Annotated in this window: 11 protein-coding genes; 5 read left to right on the top strand and 6 right to left on the bottom strand. The window is 74.3% G+C overall.

Going from position 1 to position 14,795, the window contains the following annotated elements:
• Positions 1-11: 11 nt before the first annotated feature.
• Together AC069X_RS28785 and AC069X_RS28780 are read left to right on the top strand one after the other, a co-directional pair.
• Entirely contained in the window at positions 12-2,864 is a 2,853-nt protein-coding gene (locus AC069X_RS28785) for a DEAD/DEAH box helicase (protein ID WP_478732945.1), read from the top strand.
• A gap of 89 nt (positions 2,865-2,953) precedes the next feature.
• Complete coding sequence (locus AC069X_RS28780) at positions 2,954-3,667, top strand: TetR/AcrR family transcriptional regulator (protein ID WP_478732943.1); 714 nt, start codon at positions 2,954-2,956, stop codon at positions 3,665-3,667.
• Here AC069X_RS28780 and AC069X_RS28775 read toward each other — a convergent pair.
• The 6 genes from AC069X_RS28775 to AC069X_RS28750 all read right to left on the bottom strand — a co-directional run bounded on the left by AC069X_RS28775 (position 3,612) and on the right by AC069X_RS28750 (position 10,235).
• On the bottom strand, positions 3,612-4,580 hold the full coding sequence (locus AC069X_RS28775) for a pseudouridine synthase (RefSeq protein WP_478732941.1): 969 nt from the start codon (positions 4,578-4,580) through the stop codon (positions 3,612-3,614). The genes AC069X_RS28780 and AC069X_RS28775 overlap by 56 nt on opposite strands.
• An 86-nt stretch (positions 4,581-4,666) precedes the next feature.
• Entirely contained in the window at positions 4,667-6,157 is a 1,491-nt protein-coding gene (locus tag AC069X_RS28770) for a S1 RNA-binding domain-containing protein (protein WP_478732939.1), read from the bottom strand.
• The gene (locus tag AC069X_RS28765) at positions 6,147-6,479 is read right to left on the bottom strand and encodes a recombinase family protein (RefSeq protein WP_478732938.1); all 333 of its coding nucleotides are present in this window, start codon (positions 6,477-6,479) and stop codon (positions 6,147-6,149) included. The genes AC069X_RS28770 and AC069X_RS28765 overlap by 11 nt, the downstream gene beginning before the upstream one ends.
• A 95-nt stretch (positions 6,480-6,574) precedes the next feature.
• Positions 6,575-8,140 carry a serine hydrolase gene (locus AC069X_RS28760; RefSeq protein WP_478732937.1) on the bottom strand — a complete coding sequence of 522 codons (1,566 nt, stop codon included), beginning with the start codon at positions 8,138-8,140 and terminating at the stop codon, positions 6,575-6,577.
• A 292-nt stretch (positions 8,141-8,432) separates the two neighbouring features.
• A complete protein-coding gene (locus AC069X_RS28755; protein ID WP_478732936.1) occupies positions 8,433-9,278 on the bottom strand; it encodes a siderophore-interacting protein in 846 nt (281 codons plus the stop codon).
• A gap of 51 nt (positions 9,279-9,329) precedes the next feature.
• The gene (locus tag AC069X_RS28750; RefSeq protein WP_478733062.1) at positions 9,330-10,235 is read right to left on the bottom strand and encodes a 5'-3' exonuclease; all 906 of its coding nucleotides are present in this window, start codon (positions 10,233-10,235) and stop codon (positions 9,330-9,332) included.
• 194 nt (positions 10,236-10,429) lie between these two features.
• Here AC069X_RS28750 and AC069X_RS28745 point away from each other — a divergent pair, with 194 nt between their 5' ends.
• The 3 genes from AC069X_RS28745 (at position 10,430) to AC069X_RS28735 (ending at position 14,794) form a co-directional block, all read left to right on the top strand.
• The gene (locus AC069X_RS28745; protein ID WP_478732934.1) at positions 10,430-11,842 is read left to right on the top strand and encodes a galactose oxidase-like domain-containing protein; all 1,413 of its coding nucleotides are present in this window, start codon (positions 10,430-10,432) and stop codon (positions 11,840-11,842) included.
• A 171-nt stretch (positions 11,843-12,013) separates the two neighbouring features.
• Positions 12,014-13,996, top strand: a complete 1,983-nt coding sequence (locus tag AC069X_RS28740; RefSeq protein WP_478732932.1) for a Dyp-type peroxidase — start codon at positions 12,014-12,016, stop codon at positions 13,994-13,996.
• Between the two features lie 249 nt (positions 13,997-14,245).
• Complete coding sequence (locus tag AC069X_RS28735; RefSeq protein WP_478733060.1) at positions 14,246-14,794, top strand: helix-turn-helix domain-containing protein; 549 nt, start codon at positions 14,246-14,248, stop codon at positions 14,792-14,794.
• Position 14,795: the final 1 nt, after the last annotated feature.

Genomic DNA, 14,795 nt, shown 5'->3' with positions numbered 1-14,795 from the left:
TCGAGAGCAAGATGACCGAAGAACTCTCACCCGCCGAGCGGTACGCCGCTGCCCGGATCCGCGCCGCCGAAGAGGCCTCCGCCCTGGCCCCCTTCCGCGAGATGTACGCATTCGACCTGGACCCGTACCAGGTCGAGGCCTGTAAGGCACTGGAGGCCGGCAAGGGCGTCCTGGTGGCCGCCCCGACCGGCTCGGGCAAGACCATCGTGGGCGAGTTCGCCGTGCACCTCGCCCTCCAGCAGGGCCGCAAGTGCTTCTACACGACGCCGATCAAGGCCCTGTCGAACCAGAAGTACGCCGACCTCGTCAAGCGCTACGGCGCGGACAAGGTCGGCCTGCTGACCGGCGACAACAGTGTCAACGGCGACGCGCCCGTGGTCGTGATGACCACCGAGGTCCTGCGCAACATGCTCTACGCGGGCTCCCAGGCGCTCGGCGGCCTCGGCTACGTGGTGATGGACGAGGTGCACTACCTCTCCGACCGCTTCCGCGGCGCCGTCTGGGAGGAAGTGATCATCCACCTCCCCGAGTCGGTGACCCTCGTCTCGCTCTCGGCGACCGTCTCCAACGCCGAGGAGTTCGGCGACTGGCTCGACACCGTCCGCGGCGACACCGCGGTCATCGTCTCCGAGGAGCGGCCCGTACCGCTGTGGCAGCACGTCATGGCCGGCCGGCGGATCTACGACCTCTTCGAGGAGGAGTCCGACCACGGAGGCCGCGGTTCCGCCCGCCGCGAGGTCAACCCCGACCTGCTGCGCATGGCCCGCGAGGAGAACAGCCGCGGCTACAGCCCCAAGGACCGGCGGCGCGGCAAGATGGTCCGCGAGGCCGACCGCGAGCGCGAGCGGCGCTCCCGCGGCCGGATCTGGACCCCGGGCCGCCCCGAGGTCATCTCCCGCCTCGACAACGACAACCTGCTGCCCGCCATCAACTTCATCTTCAGCAGGGCCGGCTGCGAGGCCGCCGTCCAGCAGTGCCTGTACGCGGGCCTGCGGCTCAACGACGACAGCGCGCGCCTGAAGGTCCGTGAGATCGTCGAGGAGCGGACCGCGTCCATCCCAGCCGAGGACCTCCACGTCCTCGGCTACTACGAGTGGCTCGAAGGCCTGGAGCGGGGCATCGCCGCGCACCACGCGGGCATGCTGCCCACCTTCAAGGAGGTCGTGGAGGAGCTGTTCGTACGCGGCCTCGTCAAGGCCGTCTTCGCCACCGAGACCCTCGCGCTCGGCATCAACATGCCCGCGCGCACGGTCATCCTGGAGAAGCTCGTCAAGTGGAACGGTGAGCAGCACGCCGACATCACCCCCGGCGAGTACACCCAGCTCACCGGCCGGGCCGGGCGGCGCGGCATCGACGTCGAGGGCCACGCGGTGGTCCTGTGGCAGCGCGGCATGGACCCGGTGCAGCTCGCCGGGCTCGCCGGCACCCGCACCTACCCGCTGCGCTCCAGCTTCAAGCCCTCGTACAACATGGCCGTCAACCTGGTCTCCCAGTTCGGGCGGCACCGCTCCCGCGAGCTGCTGGAGACCTCCTTCGCGCAGTTCCAGGCCGACCGCTCGGTCGTCGGGATCTCCCGCCAGGTCCAGCGCAACGAGGAGGGCCTGGAGGGCTACCGGGAGGGCATGACCTGCCACCTCGGCGACTTCGAGGAGTACGCGCGGCTGCGCCGCGACCTCAAGGACCGCGAGAACGACCTCGCCAAGCAGGGCGCGGCGCAGCGCCGGGCGCAGGCCGCCAGTTCGCTGGAGCGGCTCAAGCCGGGCGACGTCATCCACGTGCCGACGGGCAAGTTCGCCGGCCTCGCCCTGGTCCTGGACCCGGGCGTGCCGGGCGGACGCTCCAACGGGCACCGGGGGTACGAGTACCACGAGGGCCCGCGCCCGCTGGTGCTCACCGCCGAGCGGCAGGTCAAGCGGCTCGCCGCGATCGACTTCCCCGTCCCGGTCGAGGCCATCGACCGGATGCGGATCCCCAAGACGTTCAACGCCCGCTCCCCGCAGTCCCGCAGGGACCTGGCGACGGCGCTGCGGAACAAGGCCGGCCACCACACCCCGCAGCGGCACCGGCCGGGCCGGGCCACCGCGGCCGACGACCGCGAGATCGCCCGGCTGCGCGCAGAGCTGCGGGCGCACCCCTGCCACGGCTGCGACGAGCGCGAGGACCACGCCCGCTGGGCGGAGCGCTACCACCGGCTCAAGCGGGACACCCAGCAGCTGGAGCGGCGCATCGAGGGCCGGACGAACACCATCGCCCGCACCTTCGACCGGATCCACGCGCTGCTGACCGAGCTGGACTACCTGCGCGAGGACGAGGTCACCGTGCACGGCAAGCGGCTGGCCCGGCTCTACGGCGAGCTGGACCTGCTGGCCTCCGAGTGTCTGCGCGAGGGCGTCTGGGAGGGGCTGAACCCCGCCGAACTGGCCGCCTGTGTCTCGGCGTTGGTCTTCGAGGCGCGCCAGTCCGACGACGCGGCCCCGCCCAAGGTGCCCGGCGGCGCGGCGAAGGCGGCGCTCGGCGAGATGGTCCGCATCTGGGGCCGGCTCGACGCGCTGGAGGAGGAGCACCGCATCAACCAGGCGGAGGGCGTGGGCCAGCGCGAGCCGGACCTCGGCTTCGCGTGGGCGGCCTACCAGTGGGCCTCCGACAAGAGCCTGGACGAGGTGCTGCGCGAGGCGGACATGCCGGCCGGCGACTTCGTGCGCTGGTGCAAGCAGGTCATCGACGTCCTCGGGCAGATCGCGCAGGCCGCGCCCGCGTCCACGGCCCCGCCCTCCTCGGCGGGCGGGAGCACGGTCGCGCGGAACGCCCGCAAGGCCGTCGACGCCCTGCTGCGGGGTGTAGTGGCCTACAGCTCGGTCGGCTAGGCGCTTTGGGGCTTCGTCCGAAGCCCCTGATGGCCGGATCTCATCTCTTGCCATGATCGTTCGTTCGTGTCCTGTGCGACGATCGACGCATGAGCGGGGGAACGGGCGAAGGTCCGAGACGGGTCGGCCGGCCGCGCGCCGACCAGCGCAGACCGGACAGCGGACGGCCGCCGCGCGAGGAACTCCTCTGCGCGGCGGCCGAACTGTTCACGGTCCGGGGGTACGCGGCGACCACCACCCGGGCCGTGGCCGAACGGGCCGGAATGCGCCAGGCCACGATGTACCACTACTTCGGCGGCAAGGAGGAACTCCTCGCCGAACTCCTGGAGTCCACGGTCGCGCCCTCGCTGGCGCTCTCCCGCCGGCTGCTCGCCGACACCGGCCGGCCCGCCGCCCTCAGGCTGTGGGAGCTGTGCCGCTCGGACGTGCTGCTGCTGTGCGGGGGCCCGTACGACCTGGGCGCCCTCTACCTGCTCCCCGAGCTGCGCGGGCCGCGGTTCGCGCCGTTCCGGCAGATGCGGGAGGAACTGCGCGACGGCTACCGGGCGTTGCTGGCCGCCACCCCCGCCGGAGCCGAACTCGCCGCGGACGGGGACGGGGGCGGGGGCGGCGCCGGGCTGGCGCTGCGCAACGACCTGGTCTTCGGCCTGATCGAGGGCGTCATGCTGGTCCGCCGCTCCGCTCCCGAGCGGCCGGTCGCCGCCTTCGCGGCGGCCGCCGCCGACGCCGCCCTGCGGATCGCGGGGCTCACGCCGCCGGGCCCGCCTCCCAGCCCGCCCGGTCCTCCCACGCCTGGAGCGTGAGCCCGGTCTCCAGCCGGTGCCGGGTGCCGGTGACCGGGTCGGTGAAGGCCAGGGTCCGCGCCAGCAGCTGGAGCGGGCGCCGGTAGTCCGCGGGATCCGCCGCCCCGGCCACCACCGGGTAGACGGGATCGCCCAGGATGGGCAGGCCCAGGGAGTTCATGTGCACCCGCAGCTGATGGGTGCGCCCGGTGTGCGGGGTCAGCCGGTAGCGGCCCAGCCCGTCCCGTACGCCGGTCAGCTCGACCAGGCTCTCGGCGTTCGGCTCGGCGCCCGGCACCTCGACCGCCGCCATCACCCCGCGGGTCTTCTCGATGTGGCTGCGGACCAGCCGGGGCAGCTCCACCGAAGGGTCGTGGGGCGCGAGGGCCTCGTACTCCTTGCGGACCCGCCGCTCCTGGAACAGCAGCTGGTACGCGCCGCGGTCCTCGGGCCGGATGCTGAACATCACCAGCCCCGCCGTCATCCGGTCCAGGCGGTGCGCCGGGCTCAGCGCGGGCAGGTCCAGCTCCCGGCGCAGCCGGGCCAGGGCGGTCTCGGTGACGTGGCTGCCGCGCGGGGTGGTCGCCAGGAAGTGCGGCTTGTCCACCACCAGGAGGTGCCGGTCGCGGTGGACCACGCCGATCGGGAAGGGCACGGGCGGCTCGGGCGGCATGTCCCGGTGGAACCAGAGCCAGCCGCCGGGCTCGTACGGGTCCTCGTGCCGCAGCACCCGCCCGCCCTCGCCCAGTACCCGGCCCCCGGCGAGCAGCCGGGCCATGGACTCGGAGCCGCGCGTACCGGCGTACCGCTCGGTCAGGTAGGCGCCGAGCGTCGGCCACCTGCCGTCGTGGTCGGGGGGCAGGCGCATCCGGACCGGGTCGATACCGGCCTGCTGGGGGAGGGGCGCGGGCGGGATGTGGGATCTGCGGGTCATCGGGACCAGGGTAGGCGGCCCTGTACTCCCGAAGCTGCCACGAGGTGACGGGTAGCTCTCGGCAGCGATCCGGCGTACCGCAGTGGTCACCGGTCGGCCTGCCTCTGTGACAGGACGATGCGGCGCCGTACGAGATCGACGTCCGTGATCTTCACGGTGAGAGCGTCGCCGACCTCCATGACGTTCTGCGGCGATCGATCCAGCTCGTCGGTGTGAACGAGCCCCTCAAGGCCGTCCTCCCGGTCTTCGACGCGGACGAAGACACCGAACGGCACGATCCTGGTGACCGGCCCCGTGACCACCTGGCCGATCCTCTTGGCTGCCTGCGGCCATGGGTCTTCCCGCACTGCTCGAAGCGACAGAGGCACTCGCTCCCGGACCATGTCGACGTCCAGAACCTCAGCTGTGATCTCCTGGCCGACGCTGACGACGTCGGACGGGTGGTCGACCGGACGCCAGGACAGTTCCGGAATGTTGATCATCGCGGTGAAGCCGCCGATGTCCACGAAGGTGACGCCGAAGTCGGCGATGGCCGTCACCGTTCCGGTGACGATGTGGCCGCGGCGCAGGGTCTTCAGGAAGGCCCAGTCCCGGTCGCTGGGTGTCGGCTCGGTCTGCCAGCGTGCGCGGAGTACCCCGTCGCTGTCGGGCAGCACAGCGGTGAACAGCGGGAGATCTTCACCGGCGTACATGGATACGACGCCGGCAGCCCTCGCGCCGGCAAGCTGGGAGGTCACGTCCTCGAACTGGGTCTCGTCCGCGACCATGCTGGTGATCTGCCCGTCCTCCTTCTCCCAGATGATCTCCACCAGGCCTTCGTCGGGCAGGGCGGCCACGGCCGCGTCGACGTCGGTGAGCAGGTCCGGCCAGACGGCCAACTGTGCGCGTGGGGTGAGCTGGGAGCGCACGGTCTCGATGTTGTGGCGGCTCAGGCGGTGCCACCGGGAGGCGCCGAAGGCGAAGGTCTCCTCCAGGAACGTGGCGCGGTGGGCGCTGACAGTCCAGCCGAGGCGGGCCCAGAAGTCGGCGTCGGCCGGGCGCTGCACGTGGGCGGGGTCGTCGGGGGCGAAGTCGTACGGCGATGCGTCCAGGCGCTGCGGGAACAGGCCGAGCGCTCGGGTGCGGGTCAGTGCGGCTTCGCAGGGCCGGCTGCTGCCGAGGTAGAGGTACTGGTCCCAGCCGACGTGCACCGTGAACTCTCCCTCGACTTCCAGGCGGCACCAGGCGCCGTTGTCGCGGAGCATCGCTCGGACAAGTTCCAGGCCGACACCGATCGGCACCAGTGCCCCGTCGTGGAACCCGGCGGGGCCGGCAGGCAGGAGGCCGGCCAGGCCGTAGCCGTCGACCGGTGGCTCCAGGCCGAAGTGGACGAAGCCTCCGAGCTGCGGCTCGCGGATGGCCAGCCGGCCGATGCTGCTGTCCTCGGCGAAGGCGGCGACGGCCTGCAGGTAGGCGGCTTCGACCGGCCCGTGGTCGCTGGTCGTGTCCTCGGTGCCGGTGTAGCGGCCGTGCTGGTCGCGGTCGGCGGGGTCGTACTTGGTGACCTGATAGACGTAGGGCAGCACGTCACTGCCCACCGGGAGTCGACGGCGTGGCTGCGTCCTGGTGGCGCTCAAGGACGCGGGAGACCGTGGCGCTGCTGACGGAGAAGAGCTCGGAGAGGCCGGCCCTGGTGTGCTCGCGGGACTGGTGCCGCTGGACCAGGTGGCTCTGCCGGCGGGCGGTGAGGGAGTCGCCGATGCCGCGGGCGTCGGGTACCGGGCGCGCAGGGCGGTCGAGCCCGGGGACGACGAGGATGTCGTCGGCTCCGACTGCCGCGAGGGCCTGGGCCGGGCCGGGCCGGTCGCGGTTCGTTCCGGTCCGGCGACTGCATCTTGCGTAGCCGACGGGTTCGCTCATGCCTGGAGCGTACGGTAAGCCCCTGCTCAGGGGGCAGATCGCCGGACATTTGTTCGCCGAGGGCTGGTCGGCGGAGAGGCGCCGTGCCCGGGCTGCTACTTCTGGGTGAAGGTGCCGAGGTGGTTCGCGTCGAGGTACTCGACGCGGAGCGTGCCGTCGGAGAAGAACACCCCGGTGCGGCCGACGGCGTTCTCGCCGCTCGTCTCGAAGCTGAAGGTGTCGCCGTCGTAGGGGGTCAGGGGGAAGCGCATCGGCTTGGGTCCGAGGGAGAGGACCAGGCCCTTGCCGGAGGGGTCGGCGGTGACGGTGGCGGGGCCGTAGTACGGGTTCTCGTACGTGCCGGTGTAGGCGCTGTCGTCGCGGGCGGGCTTCGCGCCGGCCGGGGGGCGGGCGTAGTCGGTGTCGGACCGGGCCGCGTCGTCGAGCTGCTTGTACGTGGCGGCGAGGAGCGGCAGCCAGTCGGTGGTCGGCTTGCCGTGTTCGGCGATGTCGAAGAAGTCGAGGGCGATGGAGTCGGCCAGGCCGACGGGGGACCCGTTGGTCAGGACGACGATGCCGAGGCGCTCCAGAGGGAGCATCGTGACGTTGGTGTTGGCGCCGAGCTCGAAGCCCCCGGAGTGGCTCAGGCGCAGCCGGCCCGCGTCGTCGTAGCTGACGTTCCAGCCGAGCCCGTAGAACTGCGGGGTACCGCGGGGGGTCTGGGACTGGGAGACGATCTCGGGGACGCGGGTGCGGGCGAGGGTGTCGGCGGGGATGACGCGCTTGCCGTCGAGGGTGCCGTCGTTCAGCTGCAGCCGCAGCCAGCGGGACATGTCGCGGGCGGTGGAGCTGGTGCCGCCGGCCGGGGTCTGGGCGTCGGCGTCGCGGACGTAGCGGGGGCTCCAGGTGCCGTCGGGGTTCTTCGCGTGGCCGGAGGCCCGGTCCGGGGCCTTGGCGTAGGCGGCGAACTCCGTACTGGTGCGGGTCATCCCGGCGGGCTTGAAGAGGGTGTCCTCGCTGAGCTTCTGCCAGCTCACCCCGTGGTCGCGGGCGACGGCCTCGGCGGCGGCGGTGAACCCGAAGTTGGTGTACGCGTAGCTCGCGCGGAAGGGGGTCAGCGGCTCCTCGCGCAGGTGGCCGAGGATGTACGCCCGGTCGTAGCCGAGGTCCTCCAGGAGGTCCCCGGCGTGGTCGGGGAGGCCGCTGCGGTGCGAGAGCAGGTCGGCGGGGGTGACGTGCGAGGTGACCCAGGGGTCCTTGAGGGCGAAGCCGGGGAGGGTGTCGCCGAGGGGCTTGTCCCAGGCGTCGGGCGAGGTCAGAGCACCGGCGATGACGCTCGTGGTGACCGGCTTGGAGACGGAGGCCAGCTGGAAGACGGTGTCGGGGCCGACCTTGGCGGTGTCGCCGGTGCGGCGGAGACCGAAGCCCTTGAGGTAGACCACCTCGTCGTCGTGGACGACGGCCACGGAGACGCCGGGAACGCCGGTGCGGCGCATGCCGTCGGCGATGGTGGCGTCGAGCCGGGCGAGCGCGGCGTCGACGGCGGCGTCGGTGAACCGCGGGGTGGGGGGCGGGGGTGGCTGCGGCGCGGTGGCGGCCGGGGCGGCCGGGGCGGCCGGGGCGGCCGCGGAGACCATCAGTACCGCGGCCCCGAGGAGTCCGGCTGCGCGGAGCCTACGCATGGGGTCATTGTGCGCCCTTCGCCTGCGGCGCGCCGCTCGGGAGCCGTCCGGACTCCGTCCGGGGCCCGGGCCGGGGCCGGTGCGGGGTGGGTGGCCGGGGCCGGTGGGGCGGGTGCGGGTGGGCTGCCGCTGCGCGGGGCGAGTTCCCCTGCCCGCCCTTCCACCGTTCCCCGGGGGCTCCGCCCCCAGACCCCCACGCCTCGAACGCCGGCGGGGCTGGAAGATCCAGCCCCGCCGGCGTTCGAGGTGACGGGCCCGCAGCGCCCGTACGGGTCAAGAAGGGCGGCAGCGGCTAGGCGGCGGCCGGGGTCGGGAGGTCCTGTTCGGCTTCGACGGTGGCGTTCCAGTCGCGCTTGATCGCGCGCCAGCCCTCGTCCGTCTCGCCCAGGCGCCAGTACCCGGAGATCGACAGCCGCTCGCGCGCCACGCCCCGGTCCAGGCGCAGGTGGCGGCGGAGTTCCTTCACGAAGCCCGCCTCGCCGTGGACGAAGGCGTGGACGTCCGGGGAGGGGAAGCGGAGGGTGGTGACCGCTTCCAGCAGGGCCGCGCCCACCGGGCGGTCGCCGCGGTGCAGCCACACCGGGGTGACGCCGTCCGGGGTGCGGATGTCCTGCTCGTCCGCCGGGCCCCCGACCTCGATGAACGCGTGCACCCGCGCGCCCCGCGGCATCCGCTCCATCGACGCCGCGATCGCCGGCAGGGCGCTCTCGTCGCCGGCGAGGAGGTGCCAGTCGGCGAGGGGGGCGGGGGAGTAGCTGCCGCCGGGGCCGAGGAAGTGGACGAGCTCGCCGGGCTGGACGCGGGCCGCCCAGGGGCCGGCCAGGCCCTCGTCACCGTGGACGACGAAGTCCAGGGTCAGCTCCAGGCGGGCGGGGTCCCAGGCCCGGACGGTGTACGCGCGCTGGCGGGGCCAGGCATCGCGCCGGTGGGTCGCGCGGATCACGTCCATGTCCCAGGGCTCGGCGTACCGCACGCCCTCGGGTTCGAAGAGGAGTTTGACATAATGGTCCGTGTGCGCGCCCGCACCGAAACCGGCCAGCCCGTCGCCGCCCAGCACGAGGCGGACCATGTGCGGCGTCAGCCGTTCGGTGCGTACGACGACTGCGGTGCCGACGGTACGGGCGCGTCCTTCTGCCACGGTTGTCTCCCCTTACGCCTTACGAAGCTTAGGATTACCTAACCTAGCATCTCAAGGGCGCAGCGCGCTGCTCAGACGTGACACCGCTCCCCCCAGACCCCACCGATGGGCGAGCGCGTCGACCATCTCGGGTCGAGCCGGGGACTGCGGAAGGGCCGGGTCGAAGGCGGGCAGGGGCACGTCCGAAGCGACCCGGACGACCTTCGGGGCCACCTCCAGGTACGGACGGGACTCGTCCAGCCGCTTGCGCTGGGTGGGGGTCAGCTTCGACTTCGGGTCGCCGACCGCCGCGACGATCCCGGCCAGGTCCCCGTACGCGTCCAGCAGCTTCGCCGCCGTCTTCTCCCCGATGCCCGGCACGCCCGGCAGGCCGTCGCTCGGGTCGCCGCGCAGCAGCGCGAGGTCCGCGTACCCGGGGCCGTCCACCCCGTACTTCTCGCGCAGCCAGGCCTCGTCGGTCACCTGGAGGGACCCCACGCCCTTGAGCGGGTACAGCACGCGGCGCTGCCGGGCGTCGTCGACGAGCTGGTAGAGGTCCCGGTCACCGGTGACGATGTCCACCGGGCCGGCGGCCCGGGCGGTGAGGGTGCCGATCACGTCGTCCGCCTCGTACCCGGCGACCCCCACCCGGGCGATGCCGAACGCGTCCAGCGCCGCCTCGATGATCGGCACCTGCGGGAGCAGGGTGTCCGGGGTCTCCTCCACGTCCGGGCCGGTCTCCGTCTCCTCCGCGACCCGGTGCGCCTTGTAGGAGGGGATCAGCTCCACCCGCCAGTGCGGCCGCCAGTCGGCGTCCATGCAGGCCACCAGGTCGTCCGGGCGGTGGTCCTGCACGAGCCGCCCGATGAAGTCGAGCAGCCCGCGCACGGCGTTGACGGGCGTGCCGTCGGGCGCCTTCACGGAGTCCGGCACGCCGAAGTAGGCGCGGTAGTAGAGGGAGGCGGTGTCCAGGAGCATCAGGCGTCGTGTCGTCACGCAGACGATGATGCCGCACCGCCGACGCCACGCCGGGGTGACCCCGGGTGACCTGATCGTCACTCAAACAGTTCGCCCGGCGCGCGCGTTCGCGCACCCTCGCGGAGGGTGTGGATCACCGGCAGGGCCCTGCGCCCGGCCGGCCGTGCCCGTTCCCCGTCCTGTGAGGGTTCCGCATGCCCCGTCGCGGAGTCGCCCGCGTCCTCGTCGCGAGCACCGTGCTGTCCCTGCTCCCCGCCGGCTCCGCCGCCGCCCACGACGGCCCGCCGGGTCCGGCCGCCGGCCCCGCCGCGCCCGCCCGGCAGTCCCCCGGCGAGCTGCGCGAGCGGGTCCGCCGGGAGGTCTCGCCGGCGGAGTCGCGCGGCCTGGGCCCGGAGCACGCCGAGGCGCACGCCCGGACCCGCCTCGCCCTGCGTGCCGAAGCCGACCTGCCCGACACCGCCAGGGCGGCCCGCCTCAAGTCCCTGACGGAGTCTCAGGCCAGGGCGAACGCGGGCTTCCGCCCGGCGGTGCACGGCGCGTTCACGGAGTACTTCGCCTCCCCCGACTTCGGCGCGCACACCGCCCTGCTGCCCACCGGCAAGGTGCTCCTGTTCTCCTTCGAGCACACCGCCGGGGGCCGCGCCTTCCTCTGGGACCCGGCGAAGGGCACCGGGGCCGGGTCGTTCACGAAGGTCGCCCCGCCGCCGGCCGCCCCCTTCCTCCGGACCGGCCACTCCCTCCTGCCCAGCGGCCGGCTCGGTGTCTTCGGCACCGCCGCCGGGAGCGGGCCCGGGCTGGTCTTCGACCCCTGGACCGAGACCTGGAGCCGTGAGCGGGAGGAGACCACCGCCCGCCGGGCCGGCTTCCCGGCCGGGACCGGGCCGCTGTGGGGGACCAGGGCCCCGGCGGTGGAGCGCTTCCCCGTGCTCGGGCACCCCCTCGCGGCCGCAGGCCCCTCGTACGCGCCCGCCGCCGGCCGCCCCGGCGACAACACCGTCCTGCTGCCCGACGGGACCCTGCTCACCGCGAGCGGCGCCTACGACATCCACGACTACGCGAGCGGCCTGCTCAGCCCCGCCCCCGACCTGAGGTACCGCCAGCTGGAGCTGCGCGACACCAAGGGCGGCTGGCGGCTCGGCCCGGTGCAGCGGCTGCCGCGCGGCCACCACTCCAGTGCGCTGCTCCTGCCCGACGGCCGCGTCGCGATCACCGGCGACGAACTCCAGCAGACCGCCCACGACGCGGACCTCCGCGACGGCATGCACGGCAGCGTCGAGATCTACGAGCCCGCCTACCTCCACCAGGGGCCCCGGCCCGCCCTCGACGAGGTGCCGGCCGCGCCCCTCGCCCCCGGGGACCGCTTCCTGGTGCGCACCGGCACCCCGGACCGGGTGCGGCGGGCCGTGCTGCTGCCCCCGGCCGGCGCCCCGCAGGCCGGCGGGGCCGGGCGGCGGCTGGCCGAACTGCGCGTCGTGCGGCGGGAGGGCGGGCTCCTCACCCTGCAGGCCCCGCCGGCGTCGGCGGCCACGGCGCCCGGGCACCACATGCTCTTCCTCCTCGACGCGAAGGGCGTGCCCAGCGTCGCGCGCTGGATCCGGCTGACCTGAGCCGACCGCCCCGACCGCCCCGACCGCCGACCGCCGACCGCCGACCGCCGACCGCCGACCGCCGACCGCCGCGTCCCGGCCGGCGACCGCCCGGCGGCCGCCCCGCCGCGCCCCGCCCCCGTCCGACCACCGCCCCTCCCGCCCTCCTCCGCACCCCACCCAGGAGCCCCGATGGACGACGCGCAGCCCCGCACCCCCGCCCGCAGGACCGTCATCAGGGCCGGGGCGGCGGCCGCCGCCGGGCTCGCCGCGTGCCCGTACGCCGCCGGCCCGGCGGCAGCGGCGCCGCTGACACCCCCCGGGTCGGCGGCCCGGCCCGGGACGCTCCCCGCCCGGTCCGCCGCCCTGCCGCTGCGCGCCGACCGCACCACCCAGGGCGACATCCTCGCGGGCTCCCGCAAGGACCACGCCTGCCTGCTGCTCCTGCACTTCCACGACGCCGCGCGGGCCCGGACCTGGCTGGGCCGGCTGGTGCCGGAGATCTCCACCACCGAGCAGATGGCCCGCTTCAACGCCGCCTTCAGCGCGGCCCGGCTCAAGGCGGGCGGCTCCGACCCGGCCGGGCTGTCCGCCCAGTGGACCGGCCTGTCCCTGACCCACGCCGGACTGCGCCTGCTCGCCGGCCGCGACCCCTTCCCGGCCCTGCCCGCGGGCAGCACCGCCGAGGCCTTCGCCCAGGGCCCCGCCGCGCGCGCGGAGGAGCTCGGCGACACCGGCGACAGCGCACCCGGCTCCTGGCTGTTCGGCGCCGAGGAGCCCGAGCGCGCCGTCCACGCCGTACTCAGCCTCTCCGCGGACGACCCCGCCAGGCTCGCCGCGGCGGTCGCCCGCCACAAGAAGGAGCTCGGCCCCGCCGGCGGCGAGGTCGTCTTCCGGCAGAACGGCGGCAAGCTCCCCGGGGCGCTGAAGGGGCACGAGCACTTCGGCTTCTCCGACGGCATCAGCCAGCCCGGCGTACGCGGCTTCCACGAGCCGGACCCGGCCGACGCGACGACCGTGAAGGGCAAGCCCGGCACGCGCCTGATCCCGCCCGGGGAGTTCCTCGTGGGACAGGAGAAGGCCGGACTGCGGCCCGCCGGGCTGCCCGCCTGGGCCACCGGCGGCTCCTTCCAGGTGGTCCGCCGGCTCGCCCAGGACGTCCCCGGCTGGTGGGCGCAGGCCCGGGAGCGGCTGGCCGACCTGAAGAAGGCCGGGGCCGCGCCGCCGGAGGCGACCGAGACCTGGGTCGCGGCCCGCCTCGTCGGCCGCTGGCCCGGCGGCACCCCCGTCGCGGGCTGCCCGCTCGCCGAGGAGCCCGCCGCCCTCGGCACGGACCCGGACGCCGCCCTGACGTACGCGGACGACCTCGACGGATGGCGCACCCCGCTGTTCGCGCACATCCGCAAGGGCAACCCGCGCGACGGCCTCGTCACCGTCCCCGGCAGGCCCCCGCTGGCCGCCGCCGAACTGGACGGGCGGCGGATCATCCGGCGCGGCATCCCCTACGGCCCGGCGTACGACTTCGACCGGCCGGCCCACGAGCAGCGGGCCCCGCGCGGGCTGGTCTTCGTCGGATACCAGGCCGACCTCGTGCAGCAGTACGAGTTCATCACCAAGCGGTGGGTCAACGACGCCGACTTCCCGCCCGGCCGCAACCCCCGGGTCGGAGCGGACCCGGCGATCGGGCCGGACTCCCCGGTCACCTTCGAGACGGAGTCGGCGGGCGGCAGCCGCGCCACCACCCTGCGCTTCGGCCGGTTCGTGCGCACCGAGGGCGCGCTCTACGCCTTCACGCCCTCGCTGCCCACCCTCCGTGCCCTGGCCGAAGGCAGGCTCGACCGCTCCGTCGAGGTCCACGGCGGCACCGTCCTGCGCGCCGGCGACGTCCTCGACGCGGGCACCGTACGGCTCTGCCTCCAGGCCGACGGGGACCTCGTCCTGCTCGGTTCCGCGGGCAACCGCCTGTGGGGCGCGGGCACGAAGGGTGCCGCGAACGAGGCCGTCTTCTCCCCCGACGGCGAGCTGACCGTACGCACCGCCGCCGGCGCGAAGCTGTGGAGCAGCGGCACCGACGGCCACCCCGGAGCCCGGCTGCTGGTCCGCCCGTCAGGTGACGTGGTGATCCTCGCCGGTGACCGTGCGCTGTGGCAGCAGGGCGGGGGCCACGCAGGGTGACGGAAGGGCCACGGGAATCCACCGGGTCGGGGCCCGGTGGGCCCTTGCGCGCGAATCCGGGGGCGGTTGCTGCGTAAGGTGCTTACAGCACACCGATGTGCGACGAGGACAGGGGAGGGCAGCCCCGACATGAACGGCAAGGAAGACGGAAACATCGCGGACGCCACGGACGGCAGGGAGTACGCGCCCGCTCGCACGGGCGCGACCGACGCCAACGACAAGGAAAAGGACTCCAAGGAGCCGCTGCGGGTGGGCGTCGCCGTGCGCAAACGGCGCCGCGCGCTGCACCTGACCCTCGCCGCCGTCTCGGCGCGCAGCGGCCTGTCCGTCCCCTTCCTGAGCCAGATAGAGAACGAGCGCGCCCGCCCCAGCATGCGTTCGCTGGAGCGGGTCGCGGACGCGCTGGAGACCACGGCCGTGGACCTGCTGGCCGCCTCCGACACCGCGCGCACGGTGGACCTCGTACGGGCGGGGGACGAGCCCGGGATCACGCCCGTGATGGGCGTACGCCCCCTCGTGCGCGGCCACCACCAGCTGCACGCGCTGGAGTTCACCGGCGACCAGGACGCCGGCCGCGAGTACCAGCACCGCAACGACGAGCTGATGTACGTGGTCTCCGGGGCCTGCCAGGTGGAGGCCGAGGGCCGGGCGTACCGGCTGGAGTGCGGTGACGCGCTGTTCCTGTCCGGCGGGGTGCGCCACCGCTGGCGGGCCGCCGGCGACGACACCAAGCTCCTCGTCGTGGCCGTCGGCGACCACATCCACGCCACCTCCGAGCCGCCCTCGCCGGAGCACTGAA

The sequence above is a fragment of the Streptomyces sp. NPDC043896 genome (assembly GCF_056435605.1).
This window is presented reverse-complemented; position numbering and strand designations above follow the sequence as displayed.